The sequence below is a fragment of the Parasalinivibrio latis genome (assembly GCF_036825535.1).
Lineage (GTDB): Bacteria > Pseudomonadota > Gammaproteobacteria > Enterobacterales > Vibrionaceae > Parasalinivibrio > Parasalinivibrio latis.
The window spans coordinates 1,831,917-1,847,036 of the sequence record NZ_CP098812.1 but is presented as its reverse complement, the minus strand read 5'-3'; the positions used below and the strand labels follow the sequence as shown (position 1 = coordinate 1,847,036).

The following is a 15,120-nucleotide window of genomic DNA, read 5'->3' as shown; positions in this document are numbered from 1 at the left end:
GGGGGAAGTAATGCGATGGATTAGCATGGTTGACGAGGCGATTCGAAGGGCTGAGGCCTTTATCCTTATTGCTGGTATATTACTTATTGCATTGAATTCAATAGCAAATGTTTTAGGAAGGTACCTATTCAGCCAAAGCATTTATTTTTCTGAAGAGCTTAATTATTTCCTCATTATTGCCGTGACATTTTCAGGCAGCAGTTATGCAGCCCGGCAATCCCGCCACATTAGCATGTCAGCTTTCCTTGATATGTTGAAAGGAAAACAGCGTGCATTGGCAACAGCAATCATCAATTTTGTTACTTGTGCCATGTTGGCATTACTTACCTGGTATGCCGTTGAATATTTGATGAAAGTCGGCAGGATGGGGCGTTTATCACCAGCAATGCAGGTTCCACTACATTATGTATATGCCGTTGTCCCTGTAGGGCTCGCATTCACGTCAGTACAATTCTTTCGCCACGGTATCGACAGCATTCTTGTTTTTCTCGGAAAAAAAGCGCCTCCACAAATACATACGGAGGTAGAGGAAGTGCAGGGCGGTCATAACAATCAAGACAGGGAGAGATAACATCATGACAACTGTACTGATTGTTACAATGATCGTTTTATTAGCTGCAGGATTTCCAATGTTGGTTCCGCTGCTTGCTGCAGCACTGATCGGTTTCCTTTTCTTTTTCGGTATGAGCCCGGATTTTATCGTTCAGCAAATGTTAGCAGGTATAAAGCCAGCCGCTCTTATTGCAGTACCTATGTTTATTCTGGCTGCTGACATCATTACCCGAGGCGTTGCGGCCAAGCGTTTACTGGATGTTGCAATGGCGTTTGTCGGCCATATAAGAGGGGGGCTGGCAATTACGTCATCCCTGAGTTGTGCAATGTTTGGCGCCGTTTCTGGCTCTACTCAAGCCACAGTCGTCTCAATCGGCTCAATCATGAGGCCGAAAATGCTGGAATATGGCTACAAAGACAGTTTTGCGCTGGCACTCATTATCAATGCATCCGATCTTGCGCTTTTGATTCCCCCAAGCATTGGGATGATTGTATATGGCGTGGTGTCCGGTACATCCGTTGCCGAGTTGTTTATTGCCGGAATCGGGCCCGCATTGCTTATCATGGTGTTGTTTTCCGCATACTGTTATTTCTATGCAGGCCGCGAAAAAGTCCGTAATGCGGTGCAGGCTACATGGCCGGAGCGGTGGGCTGCATTTCGTCACTCATTGCTTCCATTCGGTTTTCCGATAATCACAATTGGCGGCATCTACGCGGGTATTTTCAGCCCCACAGAAGCAGCATCTGTTTCGGTGTTATACGCCATTATTCTTGAGATGGTGGTGTTTCGTGAAGTGAAATGGAAAGAGCTGGGTGATATTGCGCTTTCGACTGGGCTGATAACAGCGGTGGTATTTATTCTGGTTGCAGCCGGTTCTGCATTTTCCTGGGTGATTTCTTTTGCCAGGATCCCACAGGAGCTCTTGGGAGCAATAGGAATTGCTGAAGCCGGGCAGATTGAGTTGCTGGTTATAATCTCAATTGCATTTTTTATCGGGTGTATGTTCGTAGACCCGATTGTAGTGATGCTCATCCTGATCCCAATTTTTGCCCCGGTGATTAAAGCCACTGGCGTAGACCCGGTATTGGTGGGGACAATTGTGACATTGCAGGCAGCCATAGGATCTGCGACGCCGCCATTTGGATGTGACATTTTCACAGCAATAGCCGTATTCAAACGACCATATGTAGAAGTAGTACGCGGCACGCCGCCATTCGTAATAATCCTGCTGTTGGTGTCAGTGTCGTTGATTTTCTTCCCACAAATCGCGTTGTTTCTAAGAGATTTGGCCTTCAGGTAGAAGAATCTCCCGACGGTCCAGCGGATAGACAAAGAAGCTGACGCCCAAACACCGGCTTCTTTGTGTTTCGCTAATCAACAAGACTTTGCAGTACCAGGCAAACTGAAATTTGCAGTAGTACTGAAAAGGATGTTTATTAGCTATTTTATGGTAAATACAATTATGTTTAATGCATATCGCATTGCAACGCATCGAAAGAAGAAAGGGAAGCTACTGATAAGCAGAAGGAAGTAGTATTTGGCGTAGCTGCATATCGTATTTAACATAATATACATAATGCGTACTCAGTGGTATATCTTTAACAGCAAGGAAATTCCCTGGAATTCTTAACGCTCTTATTCTACCAAGGCTTCCAATTGCGAACTCTCAAGGTCACGCACTGTTTGCTCGTTGGCTGAAATCTCTCGCTGCTTGAACAGAATGTAGTTTAGATTGCATCTTTCAATACAACAGAATGATCGACGATATATGCTTTGTACCGCTCAAGAGCGCCATCTGGAATAGCAAACGGCAAACCTCCCCACGATAACTGAGCTATGTCACCGGTTTGTGGGATGATGCATTGGTCTACATATTTCTGTTGGGTGTACGGGAATGATATGTAATCCAAAGGCATCGACTGAATGTGTTGGATGACATCAACAGTAAGCTGATTGTCTTCACATCCCACTATCTCAGCATGTGCCGGCAGATAGTAAGACGTTTTATACCCGCTGCCAGTCATCATTGCTAATGCATGAGGATTCTTTGCTTCGATGATGATGTCTTGTTTTGAAAATCCACCTGATACGGCAAGCTGGTCATTTAGATAGAGCCTTACATCATCTGCATTAGCTGGTCCTAGATTTTTTAGGTCGACCCAGATTTTGCTGCCTTTAGGGACAGACTCCAGAAGCTGATTGAAATGAAAGTTTATAGACTGGTATTCAGGCCAGTGAAAAATGTCCAGTACACCTTTTTCTCCATCCCATACTGCATCTATTTCAAAGGCGCTGTAGTATTTGCTATATACCCTCGCCCGCTGTTCTGAATTTGTTCTGTGGGCATAAACGTGACCCGGTAACGTATAGTTATTAAAAAAGATCTCCAATTCTCTTGGTTCTTCAACACCCAGGGTAATAGCGTCTGTCTTTACTGGAGGCATGACCTTAACCGTAGGCAACGTACTGCACTCGACGCCCATACCAAAAACTTCGACAACTCGGCAGACATAATATGTCGAAAACACTTTAATAGGCTTAAGTGTCGGAATGAGCATAACCAATTGAAATAATATAATTAAAAACACAAAAGAGATGATTAATGGCCGAAGGAACGGCACTGCCAATTCAAAGTTTCGACGCATAATACCTCTCCCTTTCGTCTTTTACTGTTTGTGGAAATCCTTCAATGGAAAAATACGTCAACGTGCTTGCTTCCTCTGGTACTATCACCTCCCCACCCAACGTTTGAATCAAAACCTCAGGGAAGAAGTCCGTATTGAAGATGTTGTATTCTTCGTCCCGGTAAGCATCGATTATTTTCTCCATTTTTCCCGAATACCGCCCGGATATAACAAATGGAATCGAAAGTTCAGCTTCTAGCTGGATTGGCAATAATCCGTGCCCTTTCCCGATGACTTCTCCATGATCTGAAAAATAAATCACCAGACCGTTTTCCGCTTTGGTTTCAACAAAGTCCATGATGGAATCGATGATTGAATCAGTCAGGTGAACTGAAGCCAGGTAGTTCAGCTTTTTGTCATCAATATTCTCTTTTCCGGAAGCCTGTCGCCTTATTTCGTCCGTGTTTTCCTTAGGTATTAATTCATTGTTCCGGATTCTGTAGTCCGCATGTTCACCTGAAAGATGCAGGACGACAAATTGCTTTCCTGGTTGGCTAAGTTCACTTAGTACTGCCTCGGCTGCTTTGATATCAGTCCAAGGAGTCCCATCAGCTGAACTGTGAACAATTCTGTCTGAACTGGTCGCAATCTTTGCAGTGAAGGTGTCCCATCGGGTGTACAGAGTTTGTGTTGTGACCCACACGGTTCGGTAGCCTTGTTCAGACAAGATAGCGGGGATAGTTTTATACGGAAGTCCGAGGGCAAGGTTGCCTGTCACTGTGGAAAATGAAAGTGAACGAGGTATCGATTCCCGTGTGTTTGGCGCAGGCGCAAACACTTTACTAATACGGGCAAAATGGCCAGGTGCCGACGCCTTGTAACGGCTGAGGAGCTTGGGTGAAGAGTTGATTTTTTCACCATAAAGAGAGTAAGCGTCCTGTCGCGAAGACTCACCCAGAATAAGGATGATTTTTTCAGGTAAATTCACCAGTGAAGCCGTATCGACGTGGCTTGGAAGCTCCGTACCGTATGGTTCTTTGCTAAGGTATCGTTCTCTAAATGAGACTGTGGCAACCCGATACAGATTGTATGCAGGGATATCGCTGAATGCGTAGAGCAGATTAACCGGATCCTTGCCTATCGTCTGGACAAAATCGCTGTCCTTAATGGCTTTGAACACCGGTAAAAGTACCAACATCATAATCAGGGATGCGGATAATACACCTTTGTGATTTGCGAAATATTCGTTGCCTTCCCCTTTAAGGAACCAGACGCCACAGATAACCAGCATCACAATGCCGCCAGTCATTGATGGCCAGTAAACCAATGAAAAATAGCCATATATTTCAGAAGAACTAGTAAGAAGGATAGAATGGAAAGCCCCTGTGGTTAGCATTCCCCCTGTCACCAAAATGGATACTACCGCCACAATAACCGACGCCCAAACCATTCCCCGAATAAGCAGACCCGGAAGGCCACTGATGCTCAGACACCATAATGCAACAAGCAGGTTCAATATGAAGAAATAGGTATCGAGTAGCGTAAAGGTGTACGGTAAAACCAACCAAGGGTAAAAGAACGGCATCACCCCGGTAAACACCTTCAGTTTTTCACTGCTTCCGAGCATAAACCGGCCTCCAACAATCATGCGTTTTCAAATCACGTTGTGTCAGAGTCTTTGCAAAGAGCATTCCATGCGAAAAGAGCTAAAAATTCATACTTTGGGGTCTTTAAATTCCTCAATCTGAGTAAACATTGGATTTTGCATGTCAGAATGACAAAAACTCATTTCGGTAAATCAAGAAAGGTGACAAACATCACATAAGATTTCTTGCAGTGATTTATCTGGATTAATTTATGCGCCAGATCAATACCAAAACACTGTCGCGTGGAAAGATGTGACCGCCTGTTAAGGTATATATATCTATATATAGAATTATTTCAGATAAATTCGCTATTGGAAGTCGATGTGATGGAGCTTTTGATTGGTTTGGTAGTGGCCATTGTCGTTGGGCGCTACATATTTAAAGGTTACTCCGCTACTGGAGTGTTACTAACTGGCGGTTTAGTGCTTTTGGCTATAACTGCGTTGCTCGGTAAACAGGTGTTACCTGGTGCAATTCAGTCCTCAGGGCATGTTTCAACAGACATATTCCTGTACGTTAAATGGCTGCTTGAAAACCGTGGTGGCGGCCTTGGCATGATGATTATGGTGTTGTGTGGCTTCGCGACATATATGAGCTATATCGGCGCCAATGACATGGTTGTTAAACTGGCATCCCGCCCACTGCGTGTTATCAAGTCTCCCTACATCCTCATGGTGGCAACCTACTTTGTGGCCTGCCTGATGTCTCTCGCGGTTTCATCCGCTACCGGCCTTGGTGTGCTTCTCATGGCAACACTGTTCCCACTGATGGTGAATATGGGAATCAGCCGTGGTGCAGCCACTGCGATCTGTGCGTCGCCAGCGGCCATTATTCTTGCACCTACCTCCGGGGATGTGGTGATTGCAGCCAAAGCGTCCGGGATGGAGCTGATCGACTTTGCATTTAAGACCACTTTACCAATTTCCATTGTCGCTATTCTTGCTATGGCCGTTGCACACTATTTCTGGCAACGCTACCTGGACAACAAAGAAGGCGTTAAACATGAAGTGTTGGACGTCAATGAGATACACACAGATGCCCCATCCTTCTATGCCTTGCTTCCGTTTACCCCAATTGCCGGAGTTCTGGTTTTCAACGGGGATATCGCGCCGAAGCTCGACATTATAACGATCCTGGTTATTTGCATGACCACATCTGCAATGATCGAGTTTGCCCGGCGGTTTGATATCAAGCCAGTATTTGACGGGCTTGAGCAGGCTTACAAAGGGATGGCAGACGCATTCTCCAGCGTAGTGATGTTGTTGGTTGCCGCCGGTGTTTTTGCTCATGGCCTGATGTCGGTCGGTTTCATCGATCAACTTCTACATTTGGCCGAATTGGCCGGAACCGGCGGAATTGCCATGATGTTGCTGCTCGTTGTAATCACCACATTGGCTGCGATGACTACTGGATCCGGAAACGCTCCGTTCTATGCCTTTGTGGAACTTATTCCGCCATTAGCCGCTAAAATGGGTATCAACCCAGCATTCCTGATTATCCCAATGTTGCAGGCTTCAAACCTAGGCCGAACCGTTTCACCGGTATCCGGCGTTATTGTGGCTACATCAGGTATGGCAAAGCTTTCACCATTTGAGGTGGTAAAACGTACATCTGTTCCAGTGTTGGTTGGTACTGTCGTTGTGATTATTGCTACAGCAGTAATGGTACCTGCCTGATATACCCAAACCATCCCAGCGCCCGCCTTTCCTGGCGGGTGCTTTACCGAAACCTTTGGGCCTTAACCTTATATCAGGTACCTGAACTAAACTTTCCCACCTAATTTTCTTGCTCCAGCCCCCCTTTCGACTGCAGGCAACTATTTACTGGGTGTAACAATCCACCCTTTTTCCCCGCTGGATTTTTACTGATCTGTAAAAGTCATTTACGCATTAGGCCGATTATCAACGGATAAGAAATCAATAGAATGCCCCCCATCGAAACGGAGGCGCTTAATTGGCTTCCCGTATTGCCAAAGCGCACAGCCGGCACGGTGCCGGTTAAAAGAATAAAGGTAGAGAAATGACTGAACAATTTATTAAATCCAAAGCAGCTGTAGCTTGGGGCCCTAACCAACCACTGTCTATTGAAGAAGTGGATGTGATGCTGCCAAAAGCCGGGGAAGTACTTGTACGCATTATCGCAACCGGCGTTTGTCATACTGATGCATTCACCCTGTCAGGCGATGATCCTGAAGGGATCTTCCCTGCCATTCTGGGTCATGAAGGTGGCGGCATTGTTGAAATGGTTGGAGAAGGTGTCACCAGTGTACAAGTTGGAGACCATGTTATTCCGCTGTACACCCCGGAATGTGGCGAATGTAAATTCTGCAAGTCAGGCAAAACCAACCTGTGCCAGAAGATTCGTGAAACTCAGGGCAAGGGACTGATGCCTGACGGTACTACCCGATTCTATAAAGACGGACAGCCAATTTTCCATTACATGGGCTGCTCAACGTTTTCTGAGTACACCGTCCTGCCTGAAATTTCGCTGGCAAAAGTAAATAAAGAAGCACCACTGGAAGAGGTTTGTCTGCTGGGATGTGGTGTTACCACTGGTATGGGTGCAGTGCTTAACACAGCAAAAGTTAAAGAAGGTGACACTGTTGCTATCTTTGGCTTGGGTGGCATTGGCCTTTCTGCTGTCATCGGAGCCCAAATGGCAAAGGCGAGCCGCATCATTGCCGTTGATATCAATGAAAGCAAATTTGAACTGGCACAACAACTTGGCGCGACTGATTGCATCAACCCTACCAAGTACGACAAGCCGATTCAGGATGTCATTGTTGAGCTTACTGATGGTGGCGTTGATTTCTCCTTCGAATGTATCGGTAACGTAAACGTTATGCGTTCTGCCCTGGAATGCTGTCATAAGGGCTGGGGAGAATCTGTAATTATCGGTGTTGCCGGTGCTGGTCAGGAAATCTCTACCCGTCCGTTCCAGCTGGTAACCGGTCGAGTATGGCGCGGTTCTGCATTCGGTGGTGTAAAAGGCCGTTCTGAACTGCCTGAAATTGTAGAGCGTTATATGGCAGGCGAGTTCAAGCTCAATGATTTCATTACCCACACAATGGGCCTGAATGAAATAAACGAAGCATTTGAACTGATGCATAAGGGCGAAAGCATCCGCACTGTTATCCATTACAACAAGTAACACCTGTCTTTTTCGTTATCAGAAACAGCCTCCCCGGAGGCTGTTCTTTTTTGCAGCAACGACAACGGACCACAAAATGAAAACAAGAATAGTAATGTCCCTTCCCTTTCAACTTGCTACTGCTGGCTTGGTGGCCTGGATACTGGCCGGGCTCATGGGTGCTACACCAAATATTGAACACTCATCCTGGTTTGTACTGTTGATGGTGCTGAAAACAACCTACATCGGCTTGCTGAAAATGGTGGTCGGGTTGGTCGTACTGTTTTCATTGCTACAGGGAATATCAGGAATTGGTAGCATGGTTCGGTTCAGGTCGCTTGGTATGAAAACCATCGCTTTTTATACCCTCACCTCAGTGCTTGCCATTGCGCTGGGTCTTGGCGTCTCCCTGGCATTACCTCCGTGGCCGCCAATGCCGGATATTACCAGTGTAACACTCGCACCGGGGGTTCAACTTATAGATGGGAGCTCTGCGCCACTGGCAAGCATTGTCACAAAACTTGTTGATTTAGCGACGGTAAACCCAGTCAAAGCACTGGCAGAAACTAACCTGCTTGCCATTGTGACGTTTTCTGTTTTTCTGGGGTTGTCACTTCTTGCGGCAGTTCCCAGCAACCATCCCGTTTTTTCGGTTATTGAGGGCGTAAACAAAGCACTAAACCAGCTGGTAGGCAGCATTGTGAAGTTTTCCCCCGTTGCCGTATTTGCCATTGTCTTTGATTTTTCTATTGCAGGAGGAAACCGGATATGGAGTGAGTTGGCAACCTTCGCACTGGTTGTTTTTGTTTTAACAGCAGTTCACGGCCTTGTCGTATTACCGGGTATTGCCAAGCTCGCTACAGGTATCTCATTTAAAAAGCTCTTTAGGGCAATTGCATCACCAATGGCAATGGCATTCGCTACCTCATCCAGTTCCGCAACACTCCCTCTTTCGCTTCAAGTCGCGGAGCAAAATCTTGGCATCTCCCAGCCAACAAGGAGCATGGTGCTACCGCTGGGTGCAATCATGAATATGGATGGTACAGCTCTTTTTGAAGGTGTAGCGGCAATTTTTCTGGCTCAACTGTATGGTGTTGACCTGGGAACGACCGGCTTAGTGATGATTTTCATCATGGCTATGGTGTCTTCACTCGGTGCACCGGGAATGCCATCCGGATCTATGTCTGGAATGCAGTTGGTCCTCCTTGCCGCCGGGATCCCGTTCGAGGCAATCGCTATACTTCTGATTATCGAAAGACCTCTCGACACGTTCCGGACTGCAGTCAATGTTGAAGGTGATTTGATTGCAGCGCTGGTGGTGGACAGATGGACACAACCCACTGATTCCAGGTTAAAACCAGTGCACTATCCATCAGTCCGTCAATAGACCGAGTGCCCGTGACCGGGGAATATCTGGGGTGAGAGCAAATTTATGCAAAACCTGACTTTGGTTTAGCTGACATGAATACTACTCAAGCTGTCTCCTTTTTTGTCACTGCATGACTAATAAAGTTCGATAACAAAGAGACAGTTTTGAGCATAACCCAGCCAGATAACACCGAAACGCTGAAACTATGAACACTTGATTCAAATTTGCTGGTTATATTCACGTGATAAATTGAACTTTCAAGAGACTTATAGTCATATATATGCGTCATTCATCACACAATTACTAAAAATAGTATGTGTACACATTAAAGTGAATATGTGTGCACAAAAAACGCTTGAGGCACCAAGAACATATAACTCAGCCTCCGGTACTTAACTGATGAAGACACAGGCGTAAGGTCAGCCAAAACCCAAACCGCCCTTGCTGCAACACCCGGCCGCTCTGCGGCTCATTTCAATTGACTGAATCTGACAGCGCCGGATAGCGCAAAGAATTTTTTGTCGTTTGGCAGTGTGCCAGGCGATCAACATTTTATGAGGCTTTTATATGTCACGAATCGTTGTGGTAGGCGGCGGCGCTGCCGGTATCGAACTGTCGACCTTACTGGGTAAGGCTGTTCGGAAGGAAGATGAAATCATCCTTGTTGAACCGGAAACCCATCACTACTGGAAACCACGTCTTCATGAAATTGCGGCAGGCACCTTTGACAGTGACCTGGATACTGTCTGTTATTTCACTCATGGAGCCCGCCACGGCTATCAGCACTACCAGGCAGCAATGACGGATATTGACCGTGAAAACAAACAAGTCAGCGTGCGTCGTCCGGATGGTACACAATGCGCAGTCAACTATGACTACCTGGTCGTTTGCATTGGTGCAATCAGCAATGATTTCAATACCCCTGGGGCGAAAGATAATTGTGTATTCCTGGACTCTGCCAATGAAGCACGTATGGCATGGCACAAAGTCAGCAGCATCCTGCGCGATGGCGTTGACCGTACCATTAATATTGTCGGAGCCGGTGCAACGGGTGTCGAGTTGGCCGCAGAACTTGCCCGCGTAAGCAAAAAACTGAAACGTTATAACGCCTCTACGTTGTCCATTAACCTGATTGAGGCTGCCGGTCGCGTGTTGCCAAACAGCCCGGAAAAGATGTCGGGAAAGGTACTTAAAGAACTGGAACGTAATGGCATAAATGTATTGTTGGAAACCCGTATCCGCGAAGTGACTGAAGCAGGTATGGAAACTGTCGACAATCGCAGTCTCAAGGCTGACCTTCAGTTTTGGGCTGCAGGGGTCAAAGCACCGGACTGGTTGCGTAATGTAGGTGGTCTTAGCTACAACCGAATGAATCAGATTGAGGTGAAACCTACCCTGCAAACTACAGTCGACGATTGCATCTTTGCGCTTGGTGATTGTGCTGCAATCCCTCAACCAGACGGCAGCTTTGTTCCACCGAAAGCACAGGCAGCAAACCGGGCAGCGGTTCATTTAGCAAAAAGCCTTGGTCAACACCTACGTGGCAAACCACTCACTGATTTTGTGTTCCATGACAGCGGAATGCTGGTAGCTGTCGGTCACCACTTTGCCGTTGGTACATTTGCACCCGGCACAAAAATGGAAGGAAAACTGGTTCTTCAAGGCCGTGTTATTCGACGCCTTTATGACACCATTTTCCGTCTCCACCAACGTACCGTATCTGGCGTATTTACGGTATCACGGCTGATGATTGCTAAACGGCTTAAGTCTGTCTTCAAACCATACGGTATTTAAGACGCAGCCATAAGGACGTCCGACTCTTTAAAGCCCCAGCCTTTCAGCCGGGGCTTTTTTCTGCAGGACAGTATGTCTGAATTTAATGCAAGGATGTAATAAGTGATTTAAAGGTATAACAACATGATAATTAGTTGGTAAATTAAACGGGAGAATATCTAGTTATAGTGCGTTAGATTGGTTTTGGCTGGAAAACTTAGTTAACATGGCTTGAAAGGAATCAATAAATATAGGTAATTACCCATGGAATGGAATGCCTGGCTCGCTTTCAGTGCTATCGCATTTGTAGCAACTGTTACTCCTGGACCAGCGATTCTCCTTGTCATTCTACACAGCCTTCAATTAGGCCCAAGACGAGCGGTCTTCACCATTTTAGGGAATATTTCCGGTTTGTTCATTATGTCAACCGGATCAGTGCTCGGGCTGGGTGCCCTCATTCTCTACTCATCAATTGCATTTACAATGCTAAAGATTATAGGTGCACTTTACCTATTTTATCTTGGTCTAAAGCTATGGCGAGAAGGCATTAACCTCAGCGTTTGCAGCCACAAAGCGGGAATTCAACGCAACTCTGCCTCCCTGTTTATTCAGGGCATTTTAGTTGCCCTCACCAATCCTAAAGCCATACTGTTCACCACTGCACTTTTCCCTCAGTTCATTACGACAGAAAGTGCGCTGATTCCACAATTCACATTGCTTGTAGCAACCTTCACCGGGTTTTCATTTTGTTGTCTTATGACATATTCAATGGTGGCAAAAGTGTTCGTTAAAACAACGCAAAATTCCAAATCTGGTAAGTGGCTAAGTCGCCTGTTTGGCTTTACATTTGCTGGAGCAGGCGCAACGCTTTTGGCAACGAGTCGCTAAACCTTCCCATTTTTTAAATTCTGGAGTGTTTTCAGGTTTGAAAACAACCCCTCAGTGGCTTCCCGCCAGGTTTCATTTTGCCCTTTTACCAATTGAAGCTCGGCTTTAAGGTGTTCTATTTCTGCCAGTAACTCCGGGACATTCGCAGCAGCCCTCATTAATGCTTGTGATGCCGTTTTTTCTTCGTAAATATCTTTTAGCCGTTCAATATCAAAATCTTGGTCGCAGCTGCAGCGCAGAGTATATGTTCCCATATTTCCACATTAATACGTGACAATGTAACTGTATGACAGAATGCTATCATATCCATCTGGATGCGGCTCCACCAAATAAGGTAAAAGCTATCTGATTGATTGAATCACATACAGAAACCAACTGGGAATGATGCTCAGGAGGGAATGTCAGTTTGAATTTTTAACTCAGAAAATCCTGTCGATTTGTCAAATTCACGGGAAAATTTCAGCTCATTGAATGCCATCAGGCATACTTCAGCAGTATGGCTAACTGTGCAACCTTCCAGAACATGCCCGCCGGTTACTTTCCCTTCCCTGTCTGCAACACTAATATGCAGGTGAACATGCTCTGGGGTTAATGTTCCGGACAGGTGGATAATTTCGAGGGGGCCTTCTAGTGCAAGTTCCTGAGTTTCATCTGCCAGCCTGATTCCTGCTTTGGAAAGGCATCCGACGACTGAAAGCACACAGCCGGCTGAAATATTTAACTGGTTGACGGCCTCAAGGATCGACGCTTTCAGGTCTGCTCCACGGGTTAACCGGAAAGCATGAATCATGCTACTCATTCTAAATCACAGGTCTAAAAGCTGGCTTAAATCACGTTTGAGTTCGCTGACTTTCTCATCGGCTTTATTAGAACGGTTTGCTTCGCTTAAAAGGATTTCAATAGTGTCAGACAGCGTTGCATCCAATTCCTGGGCTTTCGTAGACAACTTTTCCCAGACCCGGTAATCAAGATCAATGGACTTCTTACGGGTGTGAGTCTGTTCCGCGTTAAAGTGTCGCTTCCGCTTCGCACGGATTGCTTGCTTCAATTTAATGTCCAGAGCCGGGGCCATATGTGAATCAATCCACTTAAGAACCTTGGTTGGCTCGTGCTCCAGCGCCAGAAGATCTTTTACTGCCGCTTCTGCCTCGCTGGTATCGATATAGCGGGTAATGGCCTCACCATCTTTCCATTTCTTTACCAGGTAAGTCCATTTCCAGCCACATTCGAGATTTTCAAGCTGCTGATATTTCATATTGTTTGCACGCAGTCCTTAAATTGGTGAAAGGTTTGGCAACACTGTGACGCCGTAACAGTAGTATAATCCTTAACCGTTTCTATTGCCTAGAATAAAACTGAATTTCGATCGAGTTTTTAGGAATTTGGGTCATGACCGCCTTTCTCCTACTGTCTATCACCGGAATGTTTTATACTTGCCGGCCTCGAACCGATGAATGACATTGTTTTTATGCAGAAAGTGAATTGGCAGAATCTGCTGCCGGACTACACCCAGTTTGAAACGTTAAACGCTGAATTTGCAGGTATTGAAACTGCACATCCACTGATGTTGCAACCGCGCCTGACAGACGGTGTTAAACGTTTGTTGTCCACGCCATCGGGTGCCGGCGCGATGCTTGTCACTGCTCCGGATAACAACAATTATTATCAGCTAATAAGTGACGCCGTCACTCAGCTTCACCCAGATATGCCGGTTGTGATTGCCGATAACTTTACGCCGTTGACACTATTCGGTGCAGTTTATCCTGAAAAGGAATCTGTGACAACGTCACAGACAGTGAAAGGGTTGGTGCATGAAGCGCAAAATGGCGTTCTAATCGTGTCCTTGTCTTCACTTCTTTCCCAATTTGCCTGCTGGCCAACGCTGAAATCCCTGCTATTGAACCAGTCTCTCCCTTGGAGAAATGCTGACGAACGAAGGTTCACTTCCCTGCCAAACCCCGAAACAATGCAGGTTAAGCTGATCCTAGTCGGTGATCGCGGGTTAATTTCTGATTTCGAGTCTGTAGAGCCTGACCTGTTCAGTGGCCTATGTCTGTATTCTGAATTCGAACAGGATATGAAAATCACTGAAGACAACCTTCTTCCCTTTATTGGTTCAGTAAAGTGGTATCAGAATCAAATCACTGAGTCACAACTCAGTCAGGAAGCCCTCTACAGCTTTATGCGTGCCGGTGCGCGTTATGCGGAAGACCAGAATCGTGTCTGGCTTTGCCCTATGTGGACAAAGCAACTGCTCGCAGAAGCAAACTATGAAGCAATAGGTGAAGGTTTTATCACTGAGCAACATGTCGAGGCGGCCCGCACTGCCCGCTTGTTCCGTGAATCGTACCTTCCAGAGCGCGCTGTTGAAGACATTTTCCACGGGCAGGTCTTCATAGATACTGAAGGCGAACAGATTGGTCAGGTGAACGGCCTGACTGTCATCGAAATGCCAGGCCACCCTATGGCATACGGCGAACCGGCTCGTATCTCCTGCGTTATCCATTTTGGTGACGGCGATATCAATGATGTAGAACGCAAAGCTGAGCTTGGCGGTAACATCCATGCCAAAGGCATGATGATCATGCAGGCTTTCGTCAGTGCAGCCTTAAACCTTGACCAGCCTCTGCCTTATTCTGCTTCCATTGTATTTGAGCAATCTTACTGTGAAGTCGACGGCGACAGTGCATCTCTTGCCGAGTTGTGTGCCCTTGTTAGTGCACTTTCCAACGTGCCAATCTACCAACGTATAGCGGTAACCGGTGCTGTTGACCAATTTGGCCGGGTACAAGCTGTAGGCGGCGTGAATGAAAAAATCGAAGGGTTTTATCGTATCTGTGCCCACCGAGGTCTAACTGGGGAGCAAGGTGTTATTCTGCCAGAGAGCAATCTCAGCAATCTCTGCCTGAACAAAGACGTCATCGAAGCCGTTAAACAAGGAAAATTTCACATCTGGCATGTGTCAGATGTCAATGATGCTGTAGAGCTGTTAACCGGTCTTCCCTTCGGTGGAGATGAAGAAACAGAAACAGTACTGGATAAGATTGCGGACCGGATCGACCAGCTCCACCAGCATGATGAATGTGGCCTGTTCTCACGTCTCAAAAACTGGTTTGTCCAGAACTGATCCGATTTGTT

13 protein-coding genes are annotated in these 15,120 nt (G+C 46.3%); 8 read left to right on the top strand and 5 right to left on the bottom strand.

Features of this window, described 5'->3' with window-relative positions; translation table 11 throughout:
* Positions 1-10: 10 nt before the first annotated feature.
* Positions 11-571 (top strand): TRAP transporter small permease, encoded by a 561-nt coding sequence (locus NF212_RS08725; RefSeq protein ID WP_434360723.1) that lies wholly within the window; start codon positions 11-13, stop codon positions 569-571.
* 4 nt (positions 572-575) lie between these two features.
* Entirely contained in the window at positions 576-1,853 is a 1,278-nt protein-coding gene (locus NF212_RS08720; protein WP_434360721.1) for a TRAP transporter large permease, read from the top strand.
* 427 nt (positions 1,854-2,280) lie between these two features.
* Here the strand turns inward: NF212_RS08720 and NF212_RS08715 are convergent, their stop codons facing one another.
* On the bottom strand, positions 2,281-3,198 hold the full coding sequence (locus tag NF212_RS08715; protein WP_434360719.1) for a hypothetical protein: 918 nt from the start codon (positions 3,196-3,198) through the stop codon (positions 2,281-2,283).
* Positions 3,182-4,804: a sulfatase-like hydrolase/transferase gene (locus NF212_RS08710; protein ID WP_434360717.1), complete on the bottom strand. Its 1,623-nt coding sequence runs from the start codon at positions 4,802-4,804 to the stop codon at positions 3,182-3,184. Before NF212_RS08710 ends, NF212_RS08715 begins: the two co-directional genes overlap by 17 nt.
* Before the next feature lie 342 nt (positions 4,805-5,146).
* Here NF212_RS08710 and dcuC point away from each other — a divergent pair, with 342 nt between their 5' ends.
* From dcuC to NF212_RS08685, 5 genes are all read left to right on the top strand, one after another.
* The gene (gene dcuC / locus NF212_RS08705) at positions 5,147-6,499 is read left to right on the top strand and encodes an anaerobic C4-dicarboxylate transporter DcuC (protein ID WP_434360715.1); all 1,353 of its coding nucleotides are present in this window, start codon (positions 5,147-5,149) and stop codon (positions 6,497-6,499) included.
* Between the two features lie 343 nt (positions 6,500-6,842).
* A complete protein-coding gene (locus NF212_RS08700; protein ID WP_434360713.1) occupies positions 6,843-7,973 on the top strand; it encodes an S-(hydroxymethyl)glutathione dehydrogenase/class III alcohol dehydrogenase in 1,131 nt (376 codons plus the stop codon).
* A gap of 76 nt (positions 7,974-8,049) precedes the next feature.
* Complete coding sequence (locus NF212_RS08695) at positions 8,050-9,339, top strand: dicarboxylate/amino acid:cation symporter (protein ID WP_434360711.1); 1,290 nt, start codon at positions 8,050-8,052, stop codon at positions 9,337-9,339.
* A gap of 549 nt (positions 9,340-9,888) precedes the next feature.
* A complete protein-coding gene (locus NF212_RS08690; protein WP_434360708.1) occupies positions 9,889-11,115 on the top strand; it encodes an NAD(P)/FAD-dependent oxidoreductase in 1,227 nt (408 codons plus the stop codon).
* 243 nt (positions 11,116-11,358) lie between these two features.
* Positions 11,359-11,982: a LysE family translocator gene (locus NF212_RS08685; protein WP_434360706.1), complete on the top strand. Its 624-nt coding sequence runs from the start codon at positions 11,359-11,361 to the stop codon at positions 11,980-11,982.
* On the opposite strand, the gene NF212_RS08680 is transcribed toward NF212_RS08685, so the two are convergent.
* The 3 genes from NF212_RS08680 to matP all read right to left on the bottom strand — a co-directional run bounded on the left by NF212_RS08680 (position 11,979) and on the right by matP (position 13,237).
* A complete protein-coding gene (locus NF212_RS08680) occupies positions 11,979-12,236 on the bottom strand; it encodes a hypothetical protein (protein WP_434360704.1) in 258 nt (85 codons plus the stop codon). The genes NF212_RS08685 and NF212_RS08680 overlap by 4 nt on opposite strands.
* Before the next feature lie 134 nt (positions 12,237-12,370).
* Positions 12,371-12,781 (bottom strand): PPC domain-containing DNA-binding protein, encoded by a 411-nt coding sequence (locus NF212_RS08675; protein ID WP_434360702.1) that lies wholly within the window; start codon positions 12,779-12,781, stop codon positions 12,371-12,373.
* A gap of 6 nt (positions 12,782-12,787) precedes the next feature.
* Positions 12,788-13,237 carry a macrodomain Ter protein MatP gene (gene matP, locus NF212_RS08670; protein ID WP_434360700.1) on the bottom strand — a complete coding sequence of 150 codons (450 nt, stop codon included), beginning with the start codon at positions 13,235-13,237 and terminating at the stop codon, positions 12,788-12,790.
* Between the two features lie 213 nt (positions 13,238-13,450).
* On the opposite strand from matP, the gene NF212_RS08665 reads away from it, so the two are divergent.
* Positions 13,451-15,109 carry an AAA family ATPase gene (locus tag NF212_RS08665; RefSeq protein WP_434360698.1) on the top strand — a complete coding sequence of 553 codons (1,659 nt, stop codon included), beginning with the start codon at positions 13,451-13,453 and terminating at the stop codon, positions 15,107-15,109.
* The last annotated feature ends 11 nt before the right edge of the window (positions 15,110-15,120 follow it).